This window comes from Streptomyces sp. NPDC003248 (assembly GCF_055563235.1).
This window is the reverse complement of sequence record NZ_JBVHDT010000024.1, coordinates 1-23,056: the sequence shown is the minus strand read 5'-3', so window position 1 is coordinate 23,056 and position 23,056 is coordinate 1. Positions and strand designations below refer to the sequence as shown.

The following is a 23,056-nucleotide window of genomic DNA, read 5'->3' as shown; positions in this document are numbered from 1 at the left end:
TCCTTCGCCCGATATAAAGGCGCCGCGGGCGACGGCGTCGCGCCTCTCACAAAGCCCTCATGAAAGCCCTCATGAAAGCCGTCATGAACGCCGTCATGAAAGCCGTCATGAACGCCGTCATGAACGCCGTCATGAACGCCGTCATGCACGAGCTCCCGCGCGGAGCGAGGCGGTCAGGCGCAGCCGCAGGACCGCCGCACCACCAGCCGCGACGGGAACACCTTCAGCCGCTCGCGGCGCGATCCCGCGACCCGCAGCCCGTCGTCGAGGACGAGGTCCACCGCGGCGCGGGCCATCGCCGAGCGGTCCGAGGCGACGGTGGTCAGCGGCGGATCGGCGAGCGCCGCCTCCTTGATGTCGTCGAAGCCGGCCACGCCCAGCTCGCCGGGTACGTCGATGCGCAGCTCGCGGGCGGCCCGCAGCACGCCGAGGGCCTGGTCGTCGGTGGAGCAGAAGATCGCGGGCGGCCGGTCCGGCCCCGACAGCAGCTCCAGGGCGATCCGGTAGGCGTCGTAGCGGTTGTACGGCGCCTCGAAGAGCCGGCCCCCGGTGCTGATCCCGGCCTCGTCCATGGCCCGGCGCCAGCCCTCGACGTGGTCGGAGACGGGGTCGCCGACGGAGGGCGTCTCGGCGGTGCCGCCCATGCAGGCGACGTACTCGTAGCCGTGCTCCAGCAGGTGCCGTACGGCGAGCTGGGCGCCGCCCAGGTCGTCGGTGACGACGGCGACGTCGTCGATGGCCTCGGGCCGCTCGTGCAGCAGGACGACCCGGGCGTCCCAGGCGTCGATCTCGGCGGCCGCCAGGTCGTTGAGCGCGTGGCTGACCAGGATCAGCCCGGAGACGCGCATCCCGAGGAAGGCGCGCAGGTAGTGGACCTCGCGTTCGGCGACGTAGTCGGTGTTGCCGACGAGGACCATCTTCCCGCGCTCGGAGGCGGCCTGCTCGACCGCGTGGGCCATCTCCCCGAAGAAGGGCTGGCGGGCGTCGGGGATGATCAGGCCTATGAGGTCCGTGCGCCGGGAGGCCATCGCCTGCGCGACCCGGTCGGGCCGGTACCCCAGCTCCTTGATGGCGGCGAGGACACGCTCGCGCGTGGCCGGGGCGACCGGCCGGGGTCCGTTGTTGATGACGTAGCTGACGACCGCAGTGGACGTCCCCGCCAGTCGCGCCACGTCATCCCTGGTTACCTTGGCCACGCGCGGAGTCTACGCGGATGGACCTGTCACGGGCAGGGCGTGGAGCGCCCTGCCCGTGCCGGAGTGCGCCCCGGCACGGGGGAGCGGTGCCCGGCCCGGTCGGCGTCACGCCTCCGCCGCGACCTCTTCCGCGCCCACGGAGACCGCGTTGTCCGCATCGTCCGCCTTTGACCGGTCCGCCTTGCCCTTGGCGTCCTCGGCGGCACGGTCGATCTTCTCGGGAGTAACGAATCGATAACCGACGTTCCGGACGGTTCCGATCAGCGACTCGTGCTCGGGGCCGAGCTTGGCGCGCAGACGGCGTACGTGGACGTCGACCGTCCGGGTGCCGCCGAAGTAGTCGTAGCCCCAGACCTCCTGGAGCAGCTGCGCGCGCGTGAAGACGCGGCCCGGGTGCTGCGCGAGGTACTTCAGGAGCTCGAACTCCTTGAAGGTGAGGTCGAGGACGCGGCCCTTGAGCTTGGCGGAGTAGGTGGCCTCGTCCACGGAGAGGTCGCCGTTGCGGATCTCCATGGGGGAGTCGTCGTTGACGATCTGCTGGCGGCCCATGGCCAGCCGCAGCCGCGCCTCGACCTCCGCCGGACCGGCGGTGTCGAGGAGCACGTCGTCGATGCCCCAGTCGGCGGTGACGGCGGCGAGACCGCCCTCGGTCACCACGAGGACGAGCGGACAGCCGGGCCCGGTGGAGCGCAGCAGCTGACACAGGCTGCGCACCTGCGGCAGGTCACGGCGCCCGTCGATCAGGATGACGTCGGCACCCGGGGTGTCGACGAGGGCGGGGCCCTCCGCCGGAGCCACCCGCACGTTGTGCAGCAGAAGGCCGAGTGCGGGGAGCACCTCCGTCGAAGGCTGGAGGGCGTTGGTCAGGAGCAGCAGAGAACTCATACGTCTGGTTCCTCCTCGGTCCCTGCGAGGACGTGTGCGGTGCGGCACTGCTCTGCGATCCCGGGGCCCCGTACACCTGCGGTTTCCCGCTTCGTATACAACGCTTCCGAAAGCACAAAAGGACCCGGGGGCTACGCTGCCCGAGTCCTCTGCCCAGCAGAATAGCCCACATGAGCAACAGCCGGGCAGGTCATGCGGCGCGTTCCACCGCTCGTCCGCATTCCGAGACGAGCAGACGCACACCATTGCGGACGTTTCTGTACACGGCCGACGGCCTGTCCGTCGATTCCGTATACGACCCGGGCGCGGTCGTATACGACGCCTCCACGCCATCCTCCGGTCACCCGGTGTTCGTCGTGGCCCACGGCTTCACCGGCGACGTGGACCGCCCGCACGTGCGCCGGGTCGCCTCGGTGTTCCGCCGCCACGGGGCCGTCGTCACCTTCTCCTTCCGGGGCCACGGCCGCTCCGGCGGACGCTCCACGGTGGGCGACCGCGAGGTCCTCGACCTGGCGGCCGCCGTGGAGTGGGCGCGTTCGTTCGGGCACGCGCGCGTGGTGACCGTCGGCTTCTCCATGGGCGGCTCGGTGGTGCTGCGGCACGCGGCACTGCATCCGGGCACGGTCGACGCGGTGGTGTCGGTCAGCGCGCCCGCCCGCTGGTACTACCGGGGCACGGCCCCCATGCGCCGCCTGCACTGGATGGTCACCCGCCCCGAGGGCCGCCTGGTCGGCCGCTACGGCTTCCGCACCCGCATCCACCACCGGGACTGGGACCCCGTACCGCTGTCCCCGACGGAGGCCGTCCCGCGGATCGCGCCGACCCCGCTGCTGATCGTCCACGGCGACCGGGACGGCTACTTCCCCGTCGACCACCCCCGGATGCTGGCCGAGGCCGCCGGCGAGCACGGCGAACTCTGGCTGGAGCCCGGCATGGGCCACGCCGAGCACGCCGCCGGTGACGCCCTGCTGGCCCGCATCGGGGACTGGGCGGTCTCCCGGGCGGGCTAGCCTGACCCTGTTGACCGTCGATGGACTGACTGAGGAACGAGATGGCAAAGGGCACGGTGCGCTACTGGGCGGCCGCCAAGGCCGCGGCGGGAGTCGCCGAGGAGCCGTACGACGCGGCCACGCTCGCCGAGGCGCTCGACGCCGCCCGCGGCCGGCACCCCGGTGAACTCGTACGGGTGCTGCTGCGGTGCTCGTTCCTCGTCGACGGCGACCCCGTGGGCACCCGCGCACATGAGACGGTACGGCTGGCCGAGGGCGGCACGGTCGAGGTGCTCCCGCCGTTCGCAGGAGGGTGACGATGACCGACCAGCCGTACGCGCAGGGGTACGAGGGCTACGACCCCTACCGGCCGCAGCATCCGCAGCATCCGCAGCAGTCGACGCCGCGGTCGCAGCCGCAGTATCCGCAGGCGTGGCCCGGGCAGCACCAGCCCGGGTACGAGGACCCCCAGGACCGGCTCCAGCACACGCAGCAGTGGCAGGGCCAGACCTGGGAGACCGGCCTCCAGCCGCCGGTCCCCGCCGTGGACGCGGCCGAGACGGCGTACCTGCCGCCGCAGACCGGCGACGCCCCGTCGTACGGCGGCCCGCAGAGCCCGTCCCCGTCCGGCCCGGCCGCGACGCCGGCGCCGTCCCCCGCCTGGCAGCAGCAGGCACCGTACGGACAGCGGACACCACCCCACGGGCAGCAGCAGCCGTACGGCGGGCAGCAGACGCCGGACGGACGTCAGCAGCACTCGTACGGCGGGCAGCAGACGCCGGACGGACATCAGCAGCACTCGTACGGCGGGCAGCAGACGCCGGACGGACATCAGCAGCACTCGTACGGCGGGCAGCAGGCGTCGTACGGCGGGCGGCAGGACTCCTACGGCGGGCCACAGGCGTCGTACGGCGGGCAGCAGACCACCTACGGCGGGAAGCAGACCACCTACGGCGGGCAGGAGACCTCCCATGGCGGGCAGCAGCCCTCCTACGGGCGGCCGCAGGCGTCCACCACGCCCCCGCCCGCCGCCGAACCCACCGCCGAACCCACCGCCCCGGCCTCCGCGCCCACCCCCACCCCCTCAGCGGCCCCCGCCACCGCCACCGCCCCCGCCTCCGCCGCCGAGCCCGCCGACCTCTCCTCCTACGGTCCCGCCACCCTCGCCGGCAACGCCCGCGTCACCGACGCCCAGCGGGCCCGCCTGGAGGGCCGCTCGCCGATCATCGAGCCCGGCATGCAGCCGGCCGCGCTCACCGCGCTCCTCGGCCTGCTGCTGTCCGGTACGGCGGCCGTCGGCACGTACGCGCTGCTCGTCCCGCTGGTCGTCCTCCAGGCCGTGACGGCGGCGGGCTGGTTCCGGCTGAACGGCATGTGGCCGGCCCGGCAGGGCATCGCCCTGGCCTTCCTCGGCGCGCTGGTCGCCGACGTGGCCCTCCTCGTCGCGGGCCGCGCCCACGCGCCCGCCGCCATCCTCGGCACCCTCGGCGTCTGGGTCCTGCTCTGCCTGGTCCTCCAGCTCCGCTCGCACGCGGACCCCGACGAGCGGATGTACGGCCTGATGGCGACGGTCGCCTCGGCCGCGCTCGCCATCATGGCCACCGGCCATCTGGGGGCCGACCCGGACGCGGTCACGGTCGGCGCCGCCGCGGTCGCGGTCGCCGTCCTGGCCCGCGCGCTGCCCCTGCCGACCCCGGCGTCGGTGGTCGTCTCGCTGCTCGCCGCCGCGGGCGCGGGCGTCGCGGTGGGCGGGATGACGGATCTGGGCGCGCGGGGCGCGTTCCTCGGCGCGGGAGCGGCGGTGTGCGCCCTGATCGGCCACCGGGCCGCGAGCTACGACTACCCGTCGCGCTTCGTCCACTTCACGGCGGGTGTAGCACTGCCGCTGGCGGCCGCGGCCCCGGCCGTCTACGTCCTCGGCCGGGCCCTCGGCTGAGCGGTCGGCGGCGGCGCGCCCCGGCCCGCCGCCGCCGACGGCCGGCCCGCGCGCCGTCTGTCACAGGTGATCGACAATCCGGTGGCGCCCCTTCCGCGCGGGGTTACCGTGACTCGTCCATGAACCGACTGTCAGACCGTCCGGGTGGGGGAACGACCGCAATGCGCGCGCTTCGAATACTGCTGGTCCTCGTGGTGGTCCTCGGCGGCCTCTTCGTGCTCGCCGACCGCCTCGCCGTGAACTTCGCGGAGGGCGAGGTCGCGGACAGGCTGAAGACGAGCGAGAACCTCGCGGCCACCCCGGACGTGTCCATCAACGGCTTCCCCTTCCTCACCCAGGTCGTGGGCGGCGAGCTGGACGACGTGGAGGTCGGCATCCCGGCCTACGAGGCGGCGGGCACCGAGGGCGGCACGATCCGCATCGACGACCTCGAGGCGCACATGAAGGGCGTCGAGTTCTCCGGCGACTACAGCTCCGCCACCGCGGCCACCGCCACCGGCACGGCCTCCCTCACCTACGCCGAGCTGCTGAAGGCCGCGAAGCCCGAGGCGACGCAGGTCTTCCCCGGGGTGACGGCCCAGGTCGTCGGCCTCTCCGACGGCGGCAACGGGAAGATCAAGGTCAACGTCGAGGTCACCGCGCTGGGCGCGAAGAAGACCTACCCCCTCCTCAGCTCGGTCGCCGTCGAGGGCGACACCGTCCGCGTCCACGCCGACTCGCTGCCCAGCTTCGGGGGTGTGCAGACCGCCGAGGACGAGGTCCGTTCCATCACCGACTTCGAGCAGAAGATCGACGACCTGCCCGGCGGCATCCAGCTCGACAAGGTCGAGGCGGGGGCGAACGGCGTGCAGATCTCGGTGAAGGGTTCCGACGTCCGGCTGGCCGGGTAGGAGCGCCTTCGGCGCCCCGCCGGGCGACTTCGGTCCGAAGGGCGAGACGCCTGCGTCCGCACCGCAGAGGGGATGGCGGGCGCGCGCCCTCGGCGTGCCCGCGGCGACCTCCCGGATCGCCTCCTCGTTCCGCCATCCGGACGATCGCGTCTCACCATACGACACGCCGGTGACATGCCCGCCTGTCCGTCCCTACGATCGACAGCATGATGCAGCGACAGGCGGATCTCACGAAGCGGCGGGCAGTAGACCTGTGCCGCGTCGCCGCCATGCTCTGTCGCCCTGCCTCCTGAGCGGAAGCGCCGCCGGCCTTCCGCGCCTCCCGGCGCCCTCGCTCGAGGGCATCCGTGCGCCGGCCGCCGGCGAAGCCCGGTCGCGCACCCTCTTTCTTGCACACCCCCGCCGCAACTGCCCCGGAGGAGAACGAGCATGAGCCGCAGCGACGTCCTGGTCGACGCCGACTGGCTGCAGGACCACCTGGACGACGAGAACATCGCCGTCGTCGAGGTGGACGAGGACACGTCCGCGTACGACAAGAACCACATCAAGAACGCGATCCGGATCGACTGGACGCAGGACCTCCAGGACCCGGTCCGCCGCGACTTCATCGACCAGGAGGGCTTCGAGAAGCTCCTGTCGGCGAAGGGCATCGCCAACGACACCCTGGTGATCCTCTACGGCGGCAACAACAACTGGTTCGCGTCCTACGCCTACTGGTACTTCAAGCTGTACGGCCACGAGAACGTCAAGCTCCTCGACGGCGGCCGCAAGAAGTGGGAGCTGGACGCCCGCGAGCTGGTCGACGGCACCGAGGTGCCCGAGCGCCCGGCCACCGAGTACAAGGCCAAGCCGCAGGACACGTCGATCCGCGCCTTCCGTGACGACGTCGTCGCCGCGATCGGCGCGCAGAACCTGGTCGACGTCCGCTCGCCCGACGAGTTCTCCGGCAAGCTGCTCGCCCCGGCCCACCTGCCGCAGGAGCAGTCGCAGCGCCCGGGCCACGTCCCGAGCGCCCGCAACATCCCGTGGTCGAAGAACGCCAACGACGACGGCACCTTCAAGTCGGACGACGAGCTCAAGGCCCTCTACGCCGACGAGCAGGTCGACCTGGCCAAGGACACCATCGCGTACTGCCGCATCGGCGAGCGCTCGGCCCTGACCTGGTTCGTGCTGCACGAGCTGCTGGGCGTGGAGAACGTCAAGAACTACGACGGCTCCTGGACCGAGTACGGCTCCCTCGTCGGCGTGCCGATCGAGCTCGGCGCCAACAAGTAACCCCCACCCGACCGACCTTCTGGTCAGACCCCTTCTGGAGAACGACATGTGTGGTGCGAAGGCCGGCGGCCCGGACGCCTCGACGATCAAGCCCGGTGAGACCACCATCCAGGGTCAGGTGACCCGCGACGGCGAGCCGGTGACGGGCTACGTCCGTCTGCTGGACTCGACCGGCGAGTTCACCGCGGAGGTCCCGACCTCCGCCACGGGCCAGTTCCGCTTCTACGCGGCCGAGGGCACCTGGACCGTCCGTGCGCTCGTTCCCGGCGGCACCGCCGACCGCACGGTCGTCGCCCAGAAGGGCGGCCTCGCTGAGGTCGCGATCGCGGTCTGAACGGACTGCTGACGGTCTGAACGGACCGCTGACGGTCCGGACGGACCGGTGAACGACCGAAGGGCCGCACCCCGCGGGTTGGACGCCAGGGGTGCGGCCCTTCGGGCTGCCCGGGCCGGCGGCACGGACCTACCCTGGACGCATGTACGCACGGCGGCGCCACACGTACTTCGCCATGATGGGCGTCTGCATCGGGCTCTTCGTCCTGGCCTGGGGCGTCGTGCGCCTGTGGTCGGTGCCCGTGGCCGTCGGGATGTGCGTGGTCGCGATGGTCATCCCGCCGCTCGCGGCGATGGTCGCCAACCGCCGGGGCCCCGACGACCGCTGGTGGGACGCCCCGTCGGGGGACCCCAGGTCGGACGACTGGTGGGACGAGCTGGACGGCAAGAAGCGCCGTCAGTAGACCAGTGCCTGGGTGTCCTCGGCGAGCGACTCCTGCACGAACACCTGCGCGCCCGCGATCCGTACGCCGTCCAGGACGTCCTTCTCCGTGATGTCCCGCCGGGCCGCGCACTGCGTGCACAGCGTGAGCCGGCCGCCCGCCATGATCGAGTCGATCAGGTCGGGCAGCGGTGCGGCGTGCGGCAGCTCGAACTCGGCGGCGCGTCCCGGCAGCGCGAACCAGGCGGACTCCCCGGTCAGCCACAGGGACACCTCGACCCCGCTGGCCACGGCCACCGCCGCCACCGTGAACGCCTGCGAGCACCGCTCGGGCGCGTCGGCCCCCGCCGTCACCTTGATCACCAGCTTCTTCGCCATGCCTGAATCGTAATCAAGATCGACGCAACTGCCCCCGGCACCCATGAGTCTCCTGTGCAGCGCGATACGGAAGGCGCGCTTCATGTCCTGAGGGGGATGGTGTGGGAACGAGCGAGACGGGGGCCGACGGGCTGCCCGAGGAGAAACCCGGCGAGACGGCCGGAGAGAGATCCGGAGAGAGATCCGGAGAGAGATCCGGAGAGAGACCCGACGGGTTACCCGGCGGGAAACCGGGCGAGGCGCCGCCGGAGGCGCTCGTCGAGGCCGACGGGAACGAGGCCGGCGGGAACGAGGGCGAGGTCGCGGAAGAAGCCGCCGGGGAACCGCGGCCCGTGCGGCGTGGCCGGCGTACCGCTGCGCTGATCGCCGGTGCCGCCGTGCTGGGCCTGGTGGCCGGTACCTGCACCGGCTACCTGGTGCAGGCCGACCGTGAGCCGACGAAGCTGCCGTCGCTCTCGCAGCCGGAGATCGCCCAGGCGAAGGGCCCGGCCCCCGCGCCGCTGCCGGCGGCGCAGGACCGGCGGGTGAAGACCGACGGCGACCTGCGCGAGCTGCTGCTGTCGAAGCCGAAGGGCGCCAGGGACGCCGACTGGCTGGGTGACGACGGCTGGATGGACCTGGCCGCCTACGCCGACACCTACACCGAGCCGGGCTGGATCTTCGGCGACCTCATCGGCTCCGAGTTCCGCAGGGCGGCCGTCACGGGCTGGGAGGTCGGCTCGGCGTACACCGTGGAGATCCGGCTGGTCCAGTACCGGCAGCGGGAAGCCCTCGCGGCCGAGACGGCCAGTCACAACGACCAGCGCGCGGCGGAGGACGACGAGACGACGGACAGCTGGACCGTTCCCGGCACCGGCGACGGCATGGCGTACGTGCACACCGAGCCGGAGGTCGAGCCCGGCTACGAGCCGGTGTACGGGGCCGAGGCCTTTGCTTGGCGGGGGGACATCGCCATGGAGATCTTCGCCTACGGCGCCGAGCCGTTCGAGATGAAGACGATCGTGGATCTCGCCCAGCGGCAGATGGAGCGGCTGTGACCGACGCGCGCAACACCCCGGACGCAGCCGACGAGCCGACCGAGCCGGCCGTGGCACCCGCTGAACCCGCACAATCCGCAGAGCTCGCGGAAGCACCCACCGGACGGACCGAATTCGCCGAATCCGCCGAGTCCGCAGAGAAGCCCGCTCGGCGGGGCCGCGCCGCCGTGGTCGCCGGGTCCGTGCTGCTGGCCGGGGCGCTCCTCGCCGGGGTCGGCTGCACCGTCGTGACCGTGCGGGGCGCCGACCGTGACGCCGGGGCCCCGGTGTGGAAGTTCCCGAAGACGGCGTCCGTGCGGACGGAGGCGCCCACCGCGACCGGGCTCGCCGCCACCCTCGTGCCCTACGGCACCGACGGCTGGTCGCAGGGCCCGGACCTCGGCGAGTACGGCTCCGACGCGCAGCTGGGCGGCGCCCAGGCCACGGCCCTCCAGAAGGAGGCGCTGAGCGGTCTGCCGCGTTCCCAGCGCAAGCAGCTCGAGCAGCGGATCGACGAGATGCACATCCAGGGCATGGCGATGCGCAGCTACCTCAGCGGGCCGCCCGCCCCGTACGCGAACGAGGAGCTGTACACGATGAGCGTCGTGCTGTCCCGGATGGCGGACCAGAACGCCGTCCGGGGCATCGCGACCTTCCAGAACGAGTTCCTCGCCGCCCTGGACATCTTCCGCGAGGGCCCGCGGATCAAGGGCCACAAGGACGCCAAGTGCTTCCTGCCGCCCGAGGACGACGACGAGGAACTGGACGCGATGTACTGCTCGGCCTACGTCGGTGACGTCCTGGTCACCGCCACCGCGACCGGCGTGAAGCCGCTCGACACCGCACGAGCGGCGACGTTCCTGCGCACCCAACTCGACCGCATAGCGGAGCCGGGGGAGGCGGTATGACCGAGCAGCAGACCGGGCAGCAGCAGATCGCGGATCCGGCGAGCGAGTCGGCCGTCGCGCCCGAGCCGCCCGCGCCCGAGGCGACTGCCGTGGCAGAGACGACCGCCGCGCCCGAGCCGCCCGCCGCGCCCGAACCGCCCGCGCCCGAGGCGACTGCCATGGCCGAGACGACCGCCGTGGCCGAACCGCCTGCGCCCGAAGCGACTGCCGCGCCCGAGGCGACCGCCGCGCCCGAGGCGACCGCCGCGCCCGAGGCGACCGCCGCGCCCGAGGCGGCCGCTGCGGTCCGGCCCGCCCGGGACCGCGGGGTCCTGCGGGCGGTCCTCCGCTGGACCGCCGCCGTCGCCGTGTTCGCGGCGGTCGGCACGGCCACCGCGTACGGCATCTCCGCCGTGGAGCGGACGGACGTACCGGGGCTGGCGACGGAGTCGGACGGGCGCTGGGACTACCCCACGCTCACCAGGCCGCCGCTGCCGTCGGGCAGCCCCGGACCGTTCGACGAGGCCAACCCGGCAGGCGCCCACTACGCCGACCTGCGCGCCCTCCTCCTGCCCGCGCCCGAGGGCGCCACCGAGGACAAGGCGCTGCGCGGCGCGGACGGCTGGCTGGGGACGGAGGACTACCTCGCCGAGTACGCGCTGGAGGAGGACCGCGCGGAACTGGGCCAGAAGCTCGTCGACCACGGCCTGAGGCACATAGCGGCCTGCGGCTGGACCACCCCGGACGGGACGCGGACCCGGATCTACCTCCTCCAGTTCGACACGGCGGTCGTCGTGGACACCGTCATGGCCGGCGAGGCCGTCCCCTACGCCGACCTGGTCCGCCAGGTGCGCGGCGCGGAGACGCTCCCGTACGACGAGACCTTCGAGACGAAACCCGGGGCCCCGGAGATCGAACGCGTCCTGCACGCCGAGGCCGAGCCGTACGGCGCGGAACAGGTCCGGGCGGCGGCCCTCGCCGCGGGCGACGTCTACGCGGTGATCCTCCAGAGCCGCGCGGGCGGCGCCGCCGCCGTCCCCTTCCAGCAGACGGTCACGCTCCAGAGCCAGTTGCTGGGCTGACGCCCGTGAGGGCACACCTCACGAAGAGGGCCGGGCCCCGGCCGCGTAAGCTGGGGCCCGGCCCTGTTGTACGCACACCTGAAGCACGCTCATCCGAGGAGCACCCCGTGGAGATCTTCTTCGAAGCCCTGCTGGTCCTGGTCTGCGTCGGCGTCCTCGCCTTCGCCGGGCTGACCGTGAAGAAGCTGTACCAGGGCCAGCGCTGACCGACCACGTCCAGGAACTGCCACCCATGATCGAGATCCCGTCCGACCTCCACAAGGACCTCGTCCCGCTCGCCTTCCTGCTCGGCAGCTGGGCGGGCGCGGGCGTGCACGACTTCCCCGGCTCCGAGAAGTGCAACTTCGGGCAGGAGGTCACCTTCGGCCACGACGGCCGTGACTTCCTGGAGTACCACTCCCACACCTGGGTCCTCGACAAGGACGGGAACAAGGTCCGGCCCCTGGAGTCCGAGTCCGGCTTCTGGCGGATCGACGGCGCCCGCAAGGTCGAGGTCACGATGACCCGCGACGACGGCGTCATCGAGATCTGGTACGGCGAGCTCGCCGACAAGAAGCCCCAGATCGACCTGGTCACGGACGCGGTGGCGCGGACGGCGGCCTCCCGACCGTACTCCGGCGGCAAGCGCCTGTACGGCTACGTCAAGAGCGACCTCATGTGGGTCGGCGAGAAGCAGACCCCCGACGTCGAGCTGCGCCCCTACATGTCCGCCCACCTGAAGAAGGTCGTCACCCCGGAGGACGTCGAGCGCTGGGCCAAGGCCCTGCCCGACGACATGCCGGACGACGGCATCGCCTTCTTCAAGTAGCTCGACTCTTCGCGTAGCCCTCGCATCTTCAAGTGGTCCTAGACTCTCCTGTGTGGCGAGCACCCAAGGCACCGACTGGAAGAGCGATCTGCGACGGCGCGGCTACCGGCTGACCCCGCAGCGGCAACTCGTGCTCGAAGCCGTGGACACCCTGGAGCACGCGACCCCCGACGACATCCTCGTGGAAGTGAGGAAGACCGCGTCGGGGGTCAACATTTCCACCGTCTACCGGACCCTGGAGCTCCTGGAGGAGCTCGGGCTGGTCAGCCACGCCCACCTCGGCCACGGCGCGCCCACCTACCACCTCGCCGACCGGCACCACCACATCCACCTGGTCTGCCGCGACTGCGGGGACGTCATCGAGGCGGACATCCAGATCGCCGCCGACTTCACGGCCAAGCTGCGCGCGACGTTCGGTTTCGAGACCGACATGAAGCACTTCGCGATCTTCGGCCGGTGCAAGGACTGCTCGCTCAAGGCCTCGACCAGCGAGAGTTCAACTACCGAGTCGTAGGCTTGTCTTCATGAAGAGCCCCTTGCTGTCCCTGCCCGGCGCCGTTCCCGCCGAGGGCGTGGACGAAGGCGTCGCCGCCCACTACGGCGACCTGTTCCGCGAGCAGCGCGCCCTCGCCGACGGCACCGGATTCGTCGACCTCTCGCACCGGGGAGTCGTCACCGTCTCCGGTGAGGACCGGCTCAGCTGGCTGCACCTCCTGCTCACGCAGCACGTCACCGACCTGCCCACGGGCCAGGCCACCGAGGCGCTGATCCTCTCCGCGAACGGCCACATCGAGCACGCCCTCTACCTCGTCGACGACGGCGCGACGGTCTGGGCCCATGTCGAACCCGGCACCCAGGACGCCCTGATCGCGTACCTGGAGTCGATGAAGTTCTTCTACCGGGTCGAGGTCGCCGACCGGACCGACGCGTTCGCGGTGGTGCACCTGCCGGCCGGGTCCATCGCCGAGGTGCCCGAGGGCGTCGTCGTCCGGGAGACGCCGTACGGCCGCGACCTCTTCCTCCCGCGCGCCGACCTGGAGTCGTACGCCGGGAAGGCGGGCCCCGCCGCCGGGATCCTCGCCCACGAGGCGCTGCGCGTCGAGCGGCACCGCCCGCGGCTCGGTTTCGAGACCGACCACCGCACCATCCCGCACGAGCTGGGCTGGATCGGTACCGCGGTCCACCTCCAGAAGGGCTGCTACCGCGGGCAGGAGACGGTCGCCCGCGTCCAGAACCTGGGCAAGCCCCCGCGCCGCCTGGTCTTCCTGCACCTGGACGGCAGCGAGGTGCACCTCCCGCCCGCCGGAACCGAACTGCGCCTGGCGGCCGACGGCCCCGAAGGCCGCAAGATCGGCTTCATCACCACCTCCGCGCGCCACCACGAACTCGGCCCCGTGGCCCTGGCCCTGGTCAAGCGGAACGTCCCGGTCGACGCCCCCCTGGTCGCGGACAGCACCGCGGCGTCCCAGGAAGTCGTCGTGGAACCCTGAGCGTGGGGAACCCTGCGCGCGGGGAGCCCCGGGCGCGGTGAGGAACCCTGAGCGCGGGGAAACCTGCGTGGCCGTCGCCCGCCGGGCCCCGCACGGCGGGCCCGGCGGGGTGCCGGTGCGGTGGACCGGGTCAGCGCGGAACGGCGATCTTCGCCGCCAGCGTGAAGCCCGAACCGCTGATCGTCACCGCGGTGCCCAGCGCCTCGAGCGTCCCCGGCATCACGAGCAGCACCGTGATGCCGCCCAGCAGCGCCGCGACGGCGATGATCACCGCTGCGATCGCGTTGGACATCGGCAGCCGCGCGACGCCGGCCCCCTCGTCCCTCGTCTCCGGTGGTGAGCCGGATCCCCTTTCTCCGGGCAGGTGGTGTCCCATGCCCCGCTCCCTTCGTCAGCCCAGGTGAGTGGCGCCCGCGGTAGCAGCCGCGTGCACCGTGCCGGAGAGATGCCCAGGGTCCGGGCCGCGCAACACCGCGCCGGGGTACGGGAAAAGGGATACGGCGGGGAGGGGAGGGGCACTCCACCGTTCTCCGTAGGGAAAGCACGACCGCCGCCCCGGAGGCCTGTGACCCCCGGGGCGGTCCGGGTCTTCCGGGGCCCGCTGCTACAGGCCCCGGTGATCGGTTGCCGACGACCTGGGGTCCGACCCACCTGGGCTGACAGGGAAGTCAGGGATCCGGCGGCGTTCGCCGCCAACATGGCCAAGTTGGCAACCAACTTCGCTCTACTTATCCCCACGTGGCGGGGATCCATAAACAACTCGGGAACAACTGCCGACGGATGGACCGAAGTTGTGGCGCCCGGACCCGTGAGGTGCGGACCTGGACCCGAAGCCTTCCGGCCCCGGCGGTCCGGATCAGACCTCGATCAGCACGGTGAACGGGCCGTCGTTCGTCAGCGACACCCGCATCCGTGCGCCGAAGCGGCCCGTCTCCACCGTCGCGCCCAGCGAGCGCAACCGCGCCACCACCTCGTCGACGAGGGGCTCGGCGACGTCGCCGGGGGCGGCCGCGTTCCAGGTGGGCCGGCGGCCCTTGCGGGCGTCGCCGTACAGGGTGAACTGGCTGATGACCAGCAGGGGCGCGTCGATGTCGCTGCACGACCTCTCGTCGGCCAGCATCCGCAGGGTCCACAGCTTGCGGGCGAGCTGGGCCGCCTTCTCCTTGGTGTCCTCGTGGGTGACCCCGACCAGGACGCACAGGCCCTCGCCGGTGATCTCGCCCACCGTCTCGCCGTCCACGACGACGCTCGCGCCGTCCACCCTCTGCACCACTGCACGCATGCGGACCATCATGCCGTGTGCCCCCGCAACCGCCGGCCAGGGGATTCTTTTTGATCCTTTGGCCCGGATCTGGGCCGTTCGGGGGCACTCGGTCACATAGGGGTCACTTGGGGTGGCACGATGCTCCCACACGCCGGTCGAGGGGACGGTAGAGCCACATGAGCACACCAAGCACCGGGCCGCTGGGGACGACCACCCAGCGACCGCCCGTGCAGCGCACCGACAGTCCGCCGTGCAGGCTGCCCGCGGAGCCGCCCGAGCACGACACGGCCCGCCTGAGCCTGCCCGAGCTGCGCACCCTGCGCCGGGACGCGCAGCGCGACGAGGCGGACCTCAGTTACGTACGACGGCTCCTCCAGGGCCGTATCGACATCCTGCGCGCAGAGCTGGCCCGCCGTGGGCCGGCGGCCGTGCCCGAACCGGCCGGGGACTCCGTGGTCGCCCGTCTGCCGGAGATCCTCACCGACGCCCCGGCCCGGCACCGTTCCTCCGCCCGCCACGTCACCCTGGGCACCCCGCACAGCGAGGAGTACGGGCGGCTGGCCGCGGACATGCTCGCCGAGGTCGAGCTCTCCGACCTCGCCGCCCGCACCGACCCGGAGCTCCACGAGGCGATGGCCCGCCTCGTCGGCTACGAGCAGCAGGTCTCCCGCTGCCGGCAGCGCCTCCAGCGGACGGCGGACGGCTGCGGCGCGGAGATCACCCGCCGGTACCGGGAGGGGGAGGCGCAGGTGGACGACCTGCTGGTGTAGGCCGGGCGGACGGGGCGGACGGGGCGGACCGGGTGGACCGGCCGGACCGGACACACGGCAGGCGGCAGGCGGCAGCGGCAGGTGGTCGTACGGGGCGGGCGGGGCGGGCGGGGCGGCGCGCGGAGGGGCCGAAAAGGCCTCGACGGCACCCACCCCACCCTGCCTACGGTGACGTCATGACCCACCGAGCCGACGCACTCGACATACGTCCCGTCACCGAGGACGAGTTCCCCCACTGGCTCCGTGCCGTGCATACCGGCTTCCTGCGCGAACCGGTGGTCGGGGAGACCGAGCTGAGCAGCCGCCGGAGCCAGTTCGTCCCCGGCCGCCACCTGGGCGCCTTCGACGCGGGCCGGTGCGTGGCCACCTTCAAGTCCTTCGACCAGCAGGTCACGGCCGTCGGCGGCGGGTCCGTCCCGGCCAACGCCGTCACGGGCGTCACCGTCACCCCCACCCACCGCCGCCGCGGCCTGCTCAACCGCATGATGGGCCAGGACCTGGCGGCCGCCAAGGAGCGCGGGGCCGTCGTCGCCACCCTGATCGCCGCCGAGTACCCGATCTACGGCCGGTACGGCTTCGGCCCCGCCACCTGGGCGACCGAGTGGACCGTCGACGTGCCGCGCACCGGCCTCGACCCCCGCCGCTCCGGCCAGGACGAGGCGGGCGGCCGGATCGACCTCGTCGACGGCGAGGACGTCCGCAAGCTGGGCCCCGAGCTGCACGAGCGGGTGCGCCGCGCCCAGCCCGGCGCCGTCAGCCGCGACGAGCTGTGGTGGCAGCGCAACACCGGCGCCGTACGGTTCGAGCCGTCGTGGACCGAGCCCTTCTACGCGCTGTACCGCTCGCCGGACGGCGAGGTCGAGGGCCTGGCCTCGTACACCTCGGACGACCACTGGCCCGACAAGCGCCCGCATCACACGGTGACCGTGAACTGGCTGCTCGCGGCGGGCCCGGCCGCCGAGCGCGCGCTGTGGCGCTACCTCTGCTCGATCGACTGGGTCACGCAGGTGAAGAGCGGCTGGCGCGCCCCCGACGACCTGCTCCCCTTCCTGCTGCCGGACCCGCGGTCCGCGCGGACCGCCACGCACGCGGACTGGCTGTGGGTGCGGATCCTGGACGTCGTACGTGCCCTGGAGGCGCGGACGTACGGGGCGGAGGGGACGCTGGTGCTGGAGGTGGCCGACCCGGGGGGTCTGGCCGGGGGCCGGTTCCGGCTGGAGGCGTCGCCGCTGGGCGGGTCCTGCACCCCGACGACGGAGAGCGCCGACCTCGCGCTGGACGTGGCCGGGCTGGCGAGGCTGTGGCTGGGCGACGAGTCCGCGGTCCGGCTGGCGGCGCTGGGGAGCGTCGGGGAAGAACGAGCGGGCGCCGCCAGGTCGGCCGACGCCCTGCTGCGTACGTCCAGGCGGCCTTGGTGCCCGGACATGTTCTGAGCTCCCTCCTGCCGTGGGGGGCGGTGCCGTGCGCGATGATCCGTAGCCGCCGCGGCCGATCCGGCGATGTGCTGTGGTGCCGTTCTTCAGTTGTGGCTGTGCGGTCGTGCCCGTTGTTCGGTTGTGGCTGTGCCGATCGGTTGTCCGTGCGTGGGGTGCGCTGAACGGCCGGGCTCCCGGCTCCCCTCCGGAGGGGAGCCCGACCAACCCCGCGAAGTACGGCCATGTTGGACGAGTTGGTCGCCAACTTAGCCAATATGGTGCTGAGTTGGAAGTGTCTGGTAACCATCTACCGGGCAACTGCCGGAAGATGGCGCAAAGTTGTACTGTTCTGCTGTGACGTCGGAAAGTGCCCTGGTCAACGGTCGGCGGAGACCGCGGCCGCCTCAGCGCTCGTACCGCGAGGTGGCGGACGAACTGCGCGCCCGTATCAGGACCGGTGAGCTCAGGCCGGGGCAGCGCATGCCCACACAGGCCAAGCTGGCCGAGGAGTTCGGCGTGGAGCGCGGCACCGTACGGCAGGCGCTGCGCATCCTGCACGAGGAGCGGCTGCTGACCAACGTGTCGAAGGGCAGCCCGGCGACCATCGCCGCCGCCCCGGGCAAGGGGCCCCTCGGCTCCGGGGCGCCGCCGCTGCCCACCGCGGTGGCCCTGGCCCCCCGGATCACCGCGGCCTTCGCCGCCCCGCGCGTCCGTATCGACGCCGTGTGCCTGACCTCGACCACCCTCACCCTCACCCTCAGCGAACCCCTGCGCCAGATCCATGCCGGGCAGCTGAGACCGGCCGGGGTGGACGTGCGGGTCCTGCTGCCGTCCCGGGACATCGACCTCGCTTTCCCGGTGCCGGTCGAGGGCCACGGCGCCGGTCCGGACCGTCCCGTCCACCGGCAGTGGCTCGCCACGCGCAACGCACAGGCGCAGGTCTTGCGCCACAACCTGCTGGCGCTGCGCTCCACGCACGGCATCGACGTGCGCGTCGCCTTCCGCGCACTGCCCTTCACCCCGCCCGTCAAGCTCTACCTCCTCAACGGGTCGGAGACCCTGTTCGCCTACTACACCGTGAGGCGCCGTGAGGTGGGGATCGGCGACGAGCACGTGGAGATGTACGACGCGGAGGGGGCGCAGTCGATGCTGTTCGGCTTCGAGGCGGCCGCCGGACCGCGCGACCGCGCCTTCGTCGAGCAGTCCCACCTGTGGTTCGACGCGTTGTGGGAGACCATCAGTTCGGACCTGCACCTGAACGGCTGAAGGGCCGTACCGTGGGCGTGTGACCGAGGAGAGTGCGGCAGTGAACGGCAGCCGGCGGCTCAGCTTCCGGGAGATCGCCGACGTCCTGCGCGAACGCATCCGGGACGGGCAGCTCAAGGCCGGCGACCGTCTGCCCACCCAGGCCGAACTGGCCGAGGAGTTCGGCGTGGAGCGCGGCGCCGTCCGCCAGGCCCTGCGGCTGCTCCAGGACGACGGGCTGCTCAGCAACGTGAACAAGGGCAGCCCGCCGCGCATCGCCGCGCCGGGCACGGACGCGTACGGGCGGGAGCCGCAGCCGACCATGGTCGCGCTGGCCCCCCGCCTCGCGGAGGCCTTCACCGCGCCGCACGTCCGGATCGACGCGGCCTGCCTCACGGCCGAGAGCCTGATGCTGGCCCTGGGGGAGCCGCTGCGCCGCATCCACGAAGGCCGCATCCGCCCGGAACGGGTCGACGTCCGCATCCTCCTGCCGTCCCGCGACATCGACCTCGCCTTCCCGGTCCCGATCGAGGGGCAGGGTGACGAGGACCGGGTGCACCAGCGCTGGCTCGCCATGCGCAACGCCCAGGGGCAGGTGCTGCGCCACAACCTCGTGGCGCTGCGCTCCTCGCACGGCATCGACGTGAGCGTCGCCTTCCGCGCACTGCCCTTCACCCCGCCGGTGAAGCTGTACCTCTTCAACGAGACGGAGGCGCTGATGGCGTACTACACCGTCACGCGCCGCGAGGAGTCCATCGACGACGCCACGCTGAACATGTACGACGTGCTCGACTTCCAGTCGCTGCTCTTCTCCTTCGCGTCGGGCCGGGGACCGAACGAGGCGGCTTTCGTGAACGAGTCGCGGAAATGGTTCGACGCCCTCTGGGAAACCATCACCACGGACCTGACACTCACTTAGTGACTGCTGAATCGAGCGGGTTCCGGGAACTGGTCGTCGGGGCGAAAGTGGTCCTGTGGGACTTCGACGGGCCGGTCTGCCGGCTGTTCGCCGGGTGTCCGGCGGAGGACGTGGCGCACGCGCTGGTGCGACGGCTGCGGGAACGTGACCTGGCCGGCCTGCTGACGGAGTCCGAGCGGCGGACCGCGGACCCCCGGACCGTCCTGCGTGCCGTCGGCCGCGCGCACCCGGGCGGCGACCTGGTGGCGGAGCTGGAGGAGCAACTGACCCGGGCGGAGACGCGGGCCTGTCCCTCCGCCATGCCCACGGCGTACGCGGACCCCCTGATCCGCACGTGGACGGCGCTCGGCGTGCGGATGGCGATCACCACGGACGTCTCCGCGCGGGCGGTCGCCGCGTACCTGGCCGGCCGTGGCCTGACGTCCTGCTTCGCCTCCCACGTCCACGGCCGCACGGCGGACCTCGGCCGTCCGGAGCCGCACCCGCACACACTGCACCGCGCGCTCGCCGCCCTGGGCGCGGCACCCCAGGACGCGCTGGCGATCGGCGACTCGCCCACGGACGCCCGGGCCGCGGCGGAGGCCGGGGTCCCCTTCCTGGGCTACGCGCGGGGCGAGGCGAAGGCCGCGCTCCTGAGGGACGCGGGCGTCACCCGCGTCGTGGCGTCGCTGGAACCCGTGCTCACCGAGGTGAGGCGGACGGCGCCGGTCCGCGCCCGCGTCGGCTGATCCCCCGGGGCCCCTGCTCAGTCCATCGGGGATCTAGGCTCCCCCCATGAGCGAGACCGGCCTGCGCGAGCGCAAGAAGCGGCGGATGTACCGGACCGTGTCGGAGATCGCCGTCCGCCTCTTCGTGGAGCGGGGCTTCGACGCGGTGTCCGTCGCCGAGGTCGCCGCCGCGGCGGAGATCTCCAAGCCGACCCTCTTCCGGTACTTCCCGGCCAAGGAGGACCTCGTCCTGCACCGGATCGCCGACCACGAGCGGGAGGCGGCGGAGGTGGTCGCCGGGGCGCGGGACGAGGGGGCCGCGCCGCTGGCCGCCCTGCGCCGGCACTTCCTCGCGGGCCTGGCCGCGGCCGACCCGGTCACCGGCCTCAACGACCACCCCGAGGTGCGCGCCTTCCACGCCCTCCTGTACGGCACCCCCGCACTGGTCGCCCGCCTCCACGCCCATCTCGAACGGTCCGAGGCCGCCCTGGCCGACGCCCTCGGCGGCGACCTCGACGCCCGGCTCGCGGCCGGCCAGATCGTCGCCGTACGGCGCATCCTCGCCGAGGAGAACTGGCGGCGGATCGCGGCGGGGGAGCGGGTGGAGGACGTACGGCCGGAGGCGGTGGCGGCGGCGGAACGGGCGTTCGCGGTGCTGGAGGCGGGCCTGCCGTGGCTGGCCCGGCCGTCGGCCGGGCGGTGAAGCGGCCGGCCTTTCGACCGGCCGGCCGCCCGGCGGGGGCCGCCCGCATGGTGTGAGGCTGAGTAAAAAAATTAACTGAGTTACGTTTTATGGGTACGCTCGGGCCATGACGTCATCCCTCCCCGCCCCCGAGGACGACCGGCGGCCCGCCGCTGCCGACGCCCGCCCGTCCGACGACGACCCCGGCCTCGCCGCGGCGCTCCTGCGGGAACGCGCCCACCACGACGCCTGCCGGGCGGCCCTCGCCGGGATGCTGGCGGGTGCCGACGTCCAGGTCGTCACCGGGGAGGACGTCTCCGCCTCCGGTGCCGACGCCGAGGTCCTCGGGTACCGGCTGCGCAGCCGGGCCAAGGCGCTGCGGGAACTCCCCGAAGGCCCCCTCTTCTTCGGCCGCCTGGACTTCGCGGACGGCACCGGCGGTGAGCACGCGGGCCTCAGCCACCACATCGGCCGCGTCCGTATCGGCGAGCACCCCGCCGCCCCGCCGCTCGTGGTCGACTGGCGCGCCCCCGTCTCGCGCCCCTTCTACCAGGCGAGCGCCCGCGACCCGCAGGGCGTCGCCGTCCGCCGCCGGTTCGGCTGGGCGCCGGGCAGCCGCGGCGACTCCGCCGATCTGACCGGCCTGGAGGACGAGCACCTGGGACGCGGGGAGGCCGGGCCGAGCGCCCTCGTCGCCCGTGAGATCGAACGCCCCCGGGTCGGCCCGATGCGCGACATCGCCGCGACGATCCAGCCCGAGCAGGACGACCTCGTCCGCGCGGAACCGGCCGAGTCGGTGTGCGTGCAGGGCGCCCCGGGCACCGGCAAGACCGCCGTCGGCCTGCACCGGGCCGCCTACCTCCTGTACACCCACCCCCGGCGCTTCCGCCGCGACGGCCTGCTGATCCTCGGCCCCCACCGCACCTTCCTCTCCTACATCGCCGAGGTCCTGCCCTCCCTCGGCGAGACGGGCGTACGGCAGTCGACCCTGGCCGACGAGATCGCCCGGCACCCGGTCACCGTCACCGACCCCGCGCCCGCCGCCGCCGTCAAGCACGACCCGCGCATGGCCGAGGTGCTGCGCCGGGCGCTGTACGGCGGAGTCGAGGCGACCGGCGCGAGTGGTGCGGGTGGCGCGGACGGCCTCACGGTGCCGGACGGGCCGTACCGCCGGCGGGTCACGGGCGACGAGGTCGCGCGGATCGTGACCGGTGTCCTCGCCGAGGAGCCGCCGTACGAGGTCGGGCGCGAGCGGGTACGCAGCCGGATCGTGCGCCGGATCCAGGAGCAGGCCGAACAGCGGGGCGGCCCGCGCCCCGCCTCCTGGCTCCGCCGGATGGAACGGGCGCGCCCGGTGGGCGCCTGTGTGGACGCGGTCTGGCCGAAGGCGCGCCCGGAGGAGATCGTGGCCCGGCTCCTCGCTGATCCGGGGGAGCTGGCACGTGCGGCGGCCGGCATCCTGACCCCGGAGGAGCAGGCGGCCCTGCACCGGCCGGGCGCACCCCGTTCGGCCCGTTCCGCACGCTGGTCGTCCGCCGACCTCGTCCTCCTCGACGAGGTCGCCGGGCTCCTCGAACGCCCCGGGGGATACGGCCATGTCGTCGTCGACGAGGCCCAGGACCTCTCCCCGATGGAGTGCCGGGCCATCGCCCGCCGTGTGCCCTTCGGTTCGCTGACGGTCCTCGGCGACCTGGCGCAGGGCACCTCGCCCTGGGCCGCGCGCTCCTGGCGGGACCTGCTGACCCACCTGGGCAAGCCCGAGGCGAGAGTGGTCCCGCTGACCACCGGCTTCCGCGTCCCCGCCCCGGTCCTCGCGCTCGCCAACCGGATCCTGGCCCGCCTCGACACCGACGTGCCGCCCGCGCGTTCCCTGCGCCGGGACGGTGAACTCGCCGTCCGCGGGGCGGCCGGTGACCTGCCGGGGGCGGTGGTGGCCGCGGTCCGCGACGCCCTCGCCCACGAGGGCTCCGTCGGCGTCGTCACCGCCGACGCCGACGCGCCCCGCATCCGCCGGGCGCTCGCCGAGGCCGGCGTCCCCACCGCCTCCGGCCCCGACGACACGAGCACCCGCGTGACGGTCGTCCCCGCGACCGCCGTCAAGGGACTGGAGTACGACCACGTCGTCGCCGTGGAACCGGTCGCCATCGCCGAGGCGGAGGAGCGGGGGCTGAACCGGCTGTACGTGGTGCTGACCCGGGCGGTGTCGCGGCTGGTGGTGGTGGAGGAGAGAGGGGTGCCCTGGTGACACGTACCCCTACGCCCGCCCCGAGGGGTCGTCCTCCTGCGGCGGAAGGCCTGGCGGCGTACCCGACGTGGTGTCGGAGTACGCCGCCAGGCCTTGCGGTACGAGGTGCGGGGGCCGACCCGCGCTGTCATGGCGGTTACTTCGGGTCGCGGTCGAACGTCGAGGCCGACCAGAGGTAGCCGAGCGCGGTGAGGCCCAGGCACCAGGCGATCGCGAGCCATCCGTCGTGGCCGATCTCGGTGCCGAGCAGCAGTCCGCGGAG

26 protein-coding genes and 1 pseudogene are annotated in these 23,056 nt (G+C 73.0%); 21 read left to right on the top strand and 6 right to left on the bottom strand.

The genetic code is table 11. The features are described 5' to 3' along the window. Positions 1-173: 173 nt before the first annotated feature. Together ACZ3KJ_RS33915 and ACZ3KJ_RS33910 are read right to left on the bottom strand one after the other, a co-directional pair. The gene (locus ACZ3KJ_RS33915) at positions 174-1,196 is read right to left on the bottom strand and encodes a LacI family DNA-binding transcriptional regulator (protein ID WP_467532702.1); all 1,023 of its coding nucleotides are present in this window, start codon (positions 1,194-1,196) and stop codon (positions 174-176) included. A 105-nt stretch (positions 1,197-1,301) separates the two neighbouring features. After that, a complete protein-coding gene (locus ACZ3KJ_RS33910) occupies positions 1,302-2,081 on the bottom strand; it encodes a winged helix-turn-helix transcriptional regulator (protein WP_467532701.1) in 780 nt (259 codons plus the stop codon). Positions 2,082-2,251: 170 nt separating this feature from the next. On the opposite strand from ACZ3KJ_RS33910, the gene ACZ3KJ_RS33905 reads away from it, so the two are divergent. The 8 genes from ACZ3KJ_RS33905 to ACZ3KJ_RS33870 all read left to right on the top strand — a co-directional run bounded on the left by ACZ3KJ_RS33905 (position 2,252) and on the right by ACZ3KJ_RS33870 (position 7,908). Then, positions 2,252-3,091 (top strand): alpha/beta hydrolase, encoded by an 840-nt coding sequence (locus ACZ3KJ_RS33905; protein ID WP_467532699.1) that lies wholly within the window; start codon positions 2,252-2,254, stop codon positions 3,089-3,091. 41 nt (positions 3,092-3,132) lie between these two features. Then, positions 3,133-3,387: a MoaD/ThiS family protein gene (locus tag ACZ3KJ_RS33900; protein ID WP_467532697.1), complete on the top strand. Its 255-nt coding sequence runs from the start codon at positions 3,133-3,135 to the stop codon at positions 3,385-3,387. Between the two features lie 2 nt (positions 3,388-3,389). After that, positions 3,390-5,006: a hypothetical protein gene (locus ACZ3KJ_RS33895; protein WP_467532695.1), complete on the top strand. Its 1,617-nt coding sequence runs from the start codon at positions 3,390-3,392 to the stop codon at positions 5,004-5,006. Positions 5,007-5,167: 161 nt separating this feature from the next. Then, positions 5,168-5,896 (top strand): LmeA family phospholipid-binding protein, encoded by a 729-nt coding sequence (locus tag ACZ3KJ_RS33890; protein ID WP_467532693.1) that lies wholly within the window; start codon positions 5,168-5,170, stop codon positions 5,894-5,896. 206 nt (positions 5,897-6,102) lie between these two features. Continuing rightward, complete coding sequence (locus ACZ3KJ_RS33885; protein ID WP_385070376.1) at positions 6,103-6,189, top strand: Ms5788A family Cys-rich leader peptide; 87 nt, start codon at positions 6,103-6,105, stop codon at positions 6,187-6,189. Positions 6,190-6,325: 136 nt separating this feature from the next. Beyond that, positions 6,326-7,171 carry a sulfurtransferase gene (locus ACZ3KJ_RS33880; RefSeq protein WP_467532691.1) on the top strand — a complete coding sequence of 282 codons (846 nt, stop codon included), beginning with the start codon at positions 6,326-6,328 and terminating at the stop codon, positions 7,169-7,171. Positions 7,172-7,217: 46 nt separating this feature from the next. Further along, complete coding sequence (locus tag ACZ3KJ_RS33875) at positions 7,218-7,505, top strand: DUF1416 domain-containing protein (RefSeq protein WP_009189358.1); 288 nt, start codon at positions 7,218-7,220, stop codon at positions 7,503-7,505. A 142-nt stretch (positions 7,506-7,647) separates the two neighbouring features. After that, a complete protein-coding gene (locus ACZ3KJ_RS33870; protein WP_467532689.1) occupies positions 7,648-7,908 on the top strand; it encodes a DUF3099 domain-containing protein in 261 nt (86 codons plus the stop codon). Here the strand turns inward: ACZ3KJ_RS33870 and ACZ3KJ_RS33865 are convergent. Continuing rightward, positions 7,902-8,264: a DsrE family protein gene (locus ACZ3KJ_RS33865; RefSeq protein WP_385070300.1), complete on the bottom strand. Its 363-nt coding sequence runs from the start codon at positions 8,262-8,264 to the stop codon at positions 7,902-7,904. The genes ACZ3KJ_RS33870 and ACZ3KJ_RS33865 overlap by 7 nt on opposite strands. A gap of 332 nt (positions 8,265-8,596) precedes the next feature. Between ACZ3KJ_RS33865 and ACZ3KJ_RS33860 the strand changes: the two genes are divergently transcribed. The 6 genes from ACZ3KJ_RS33860 to ygfZ all read left to right on the top strand — a co-directional run bounded on the left by ACZ3KJ_RS33860 (position 8,597) and on the right by ygfZ (position 13,547). Next, the gene (locus ACZ3KJ_RS33860; RefSeq protein ID WP_467532686.1) at positions 8,597-9,301 is read left to right on the top strand and encodes a hypothetical protein; all 705 of its coding nucleotides are present in this window, start codon (positions 8,597-8,599) and stop codon (positions 9,299-9,301) included. Next, on the top strand, positions 9,298-10,188 hold the full coding sequence (locus tag ACZ3KJ_RS33855; RefSeq protein WP_467532685.1) for a hypothetical protein: 891 nt from the start codon (positions 9,298-9,300) through the stop codon (positions 10,186-10,188). The genes ACZ3KJ_RS33860 and ACZ3KJ_RS33855 overlap by 4 nt, the downstream gene beginning before the upstream one ends. A gap of 158 nt (positions 10,189-10,346) precedes the next feature. Next, entirely contained in the window at positions 10,347-11,249 is a 903-nt protein-coding gene (locus ACZ3KJ_RS33850; protein ID WP_467532757.1) for a hypothetical protein, read from the top strand. 232 nt (positions 11,250-11,481) lie between these two features. Beyond that, the gene (locus ACZ3KJ_RS33845) at positions 11,482-12,057 is read left to right on the top strand and encodes a heme-binding beta-barrel domain-containing protein (RefSeq protein WP_389521223.1); all 576 of its coding nucleotides are present in this window, start codon (positions 11,482-11,484) and stop codon (positions 12,055-12,057) included. Between the two features lie 52 nt (positions 12,058-12,109). Beyond that, complete coding sequence (locus ACZ3KJ_RS33840; RefSeq protein WP_467532683.1) at positions 12,110-12,571, top strand: Fur family transcriptional regulator; 462 nt, start codon at positions 12,110-12,112, stop codon at positions 12,569-12,571. 10 nt (positions 12,572-12,581) lie between these two features. Further along, a complete protein-coding gene (ygfZ, locus tag ACZ3KJ_RS33835; RefSeq protein WP_467532682.1) occupies positions 12,582-13,547 on the top strand; it encodes a CAF17-like 4Fe-4S cluster assembly/insertion protein YgfZ in 966 nt (321 codons plus the stop codon). A 130-nt stretch (positions 13,548-13,677) separates the two neighbouring features. On the opposite strand, the gene ACZ3KJ_RS33830 is transcribed toward ygfZ, so the two are convergent. Then, entirely contained in the window at positions 13,678-13,923 is a 246-nt protein-coding gene (locus tag ACZ3KJ_RS33830; protein ID WP_389521228.1) for a hypothetical protein, read from the bottom strand. A gap of 480 nt (positions 13,924-14,403) precedes the next feature. Further along, positions 14,404-14,829, bottom strand: coding sequence for a D-aminoacyl-tRNA deacylase (gene dtd / locus ACZ3KJ_RS33825; protein WP_467532679.1), 426 nt, complete (start codon positions 14,827-14,829; stop codon positions 14,404-14,406). Positions 14,830-14,987: 158 nt separating this feature from the next. On the opposite strand from dtd, the gene ACZ3KJ_RS33820 reads away from it, so the two are divergent. From ACZ3KJ_RS33820 to ACZ3KJ_RS33790, 7 genes are all read left to right on the top strand, one after another. Further along, on the top strand, positions 14,988-15,581 hold the full coding sequence (locus ACZ3KJ_RS33820; protein ID WP_389521231.1) for an RsiG family protein: 594 nt from the start codon (positions 14,988-14,990) through the stop codon (positions 15,579-15,581). Between the two features lie 176 nt (positions 15,582-15,757). Next, positions 15,758-17,014 (top strand): GNAT family N-acetyltransferase, encoded by a 1,257-nt coding sequence (locus ACZ3KJ_RS33815; protein ID WP_467532677.1) that lies wholly within the window; start codon positions 15,758-15,760, stop codon positions 17,012-17,014. 336 nt (positions 17,015-17,350) lie between these two features. Beyond that, positions 17,351-18,262 carry a winged helix-turn-helix domain-containing protein gene (locus tag ACZ3KJ_RS33810; RefSeq protein ID WP_467532674.1) on the top strand — a complete coding sequence of 304 codons (912 nt, stop codon included), beginning with the start codon at positions 17,351-17,353 and terminating at the stop codon, positions 18,260-18,262. 19 nt (positions 18,263-18,281) lie between these two features. After that, positions 18,282-19,160, top strand: coding sequence for a GntR family transcriptional regulator (locus ACZ3KJ_RS33805; RefSeq protein ID WP_467532673.1), 879 nt, complete (start codon positions 18,282-18,284; stop codon positions 19,158-19,160). After that, complete coding sequence (locus ACZ3KJ_RS33800) at positions 19,109-19,888, top strand: HAD family hydrolase (RefSeq protein ID WP_467532671.1); 780 nt, start codon at positions 19,109-19,111, stop codon at positions 19,886-19,888. Before ACZ3KJ_RS33805 ends, ACZ3KJ_RS33800 begins: the two co-directional genes overlap by 52 nt. A 46-nt stretch (positions 19,889-19,934) precedes the next feature. Then, entirely contained in the window at positions 19,935-20,570 is a 636-nt protein-coding gene (locus ACZ3KJ_RS33795; RefSeq protein WP_467532669.1) for a TetR family transcriptional regulator, read from the top strand. 106 nt (positions 20,571-20,676) lie between these two features. Beyond that, positions 20,677-22,794, top strand: a complete 2,118-nt coding sequence (locus ACZ3KJ_RS33790) for a HelD family protein (protein WP_467532667.1) — start codon at positions 20,677-20,679, stop codon at positions 22,792-22,794. 136 nt (positions 22,795-22,930) lie between these two features. Here ACZ3KJ_RS33790 and ACZ3KJ_RS33785 read toward each other — a convergent pair. Further along, positions 22,931-23,056: pseudogene (locus ACZ3KJ_RS33785) on the bottom strand (ABC transporter permease); the annotation flags it as partial.

What these genes read in the sequence shown, in the direction of transcription:
- ACZ3KJ_RS33910 (WP_467532701.1), bottom strand. Translation starts at nt 2,081, where the DNA reads ATGAGTTCTCTGCTGCTCCTGACCAACGCCCTCCAGCCTTCGACGGAG.
- ACZ3KJ_RS33905 (WP_467532699.1), top strand. Translation starts at nt 2,252, where the DNA reads ATGAGCAACAGCCGGGCAGGTCATGCGGCGCGTTCCACCGCTCGTCCG.
- ACZ3KJ_RS33900 (WP_467532697.1), top strand. Translation starts at nt 3,133, where the DNA reads ATGGCAAAGGGCACGGTGCGCTACTGGGCGGCCGCCAAGGCCGCGGCG.
- ACZ3KJ_RS33895 (WP_467532695.1), top strand. Translation starts at nt 3,390, where the DNA reads ATGACCGACCAGCCGTACGCGCAGGGGTACGAGGGCTACGACCCCTAC.
- ACZ3KJ_RS33890 (WP_467532693.1), top strand. Translation starts at nt 5,168, where the DNA reads ATGCGCGCGCTTCGAATACTGCTGGTCCTCGTGGTGGTCCTCGGCGGC.
- ACZ3KJ_RS33885 (WP_385070376.1), top strand. Translation starts at nt 6,103, where the DNA reads ATGATGCAGCGACAGGCGGATCTCACGAAGCGGCGGGCAGTAGACCTG.
- ACZ3KJ_RS33880 (WP_467532691.1), top strand. Translation starts at nt 6,326, where the DNA reads ATGAGCCGCAGCGACGTCCTGGTCGACGCCGACTGGCTGCAGGACCAC.
- ACZ3KJ_RS33875 (WP_009189358.1), top strand. Translation starts at nt 7,218, where the DNA reads ATGTGTGGTGCGAAGGCCGGCGGCCCGGACGCCTCGACGATCAAGCCC.
- ACZ3KJ_RS33870 (WP_467532689.1), top strand. Translation starts at nt 7,648, where the DNA reads ATGTACGCACGGCGGCGCCACACGTACTTCGCCATGATGGGCGTCTGC.
- ACZ3KJ_RS33865 (WP_385070300.1), bottom strand. Translation starts at nt 8,264, where the DNA reads ATGGCGAAGAAGCTGGTGATCAAGGTGACGGCGGGGGCCGACGCGCCC.
- ACZ3KJ_RS33850 (WP_467532757.1), top strand. Translation starts at nt 10,347, where the DNA reads ATGGCCGAGACGACCGCCGTGGCCGAACCGCCTGCGCCCGAAGCGACT.
- ACZ3KJ_RS33845 (WP_389521223.1), top strand. Translation starts at nt 11,482, where the DNA reads ATGATCGAGATCCCGTCCGACCTCCACAAGGACCTCGTCCCGCTCGCC.
- ygfZ (WP_467532682.1), top strand. Translation starts at nt 12,582, where the DNA reads ATGAAGAGCCCCTTGCTGTCCCTGCCCGGCGCCGTTCCCGCCGAGGGC.
- ACZ3KJ_RS33830 (WP_389521228.1), bottom strand. Translation starts at nt 13,923, where the DNA reads ATGGGACACCACCTGCCCGGAGAAAGGGGATCCGGCTCACCACCGGAG.
- dtd (WP_467532679.1), bottom strand. Translation starts at nt 14,829, where the DNA reads ATGCGTGCAGTGGTGCAGAGGGTGGACGGCGCGAGCGTCGTCGTGGAC.
- ACZ3KJ_RS33820 (WP_389521231.1), top strand. Translation starts at nt 14,988, where the DNA reads ATGAGCACACCAAGCACCGGGCCGCTGGGGACGACCACCCAGCGACCG.
- ACZ3KJ_RS33815 (WP_467532677.1), top strand. Translation starts at nt 15,758, where the DNA reads ATGACCCACCGAGCCGACGCACTCGACATACGTCCCGTCACCGAGGAC.
- ACZ3KJ_RS33800 (WP_467532671.1), top strand. Translation starts at nt 19,109, where the DNA reads ATGGTTCGACGCCCTCTGGGAAACCATCACCACGGACCTGACACTCAC.
- ACZ3KJ_RS33795 (WP_467532669.1), top strand. Translation starts at nt 19,935, where the DNA reads ATGAGCGAGACCGGCCTGCGCGAGCGCAAGAAGCGGCGGATGTACCGG.
- ACZ3KJ_RS33790 (WP_467532667.1), top strand. Translation starts at nt 20,677, where the DNA reads ATGACGTCATCCCTCCCCGCCCCCGAGGACGACCGGCGGCCCGCCGCT.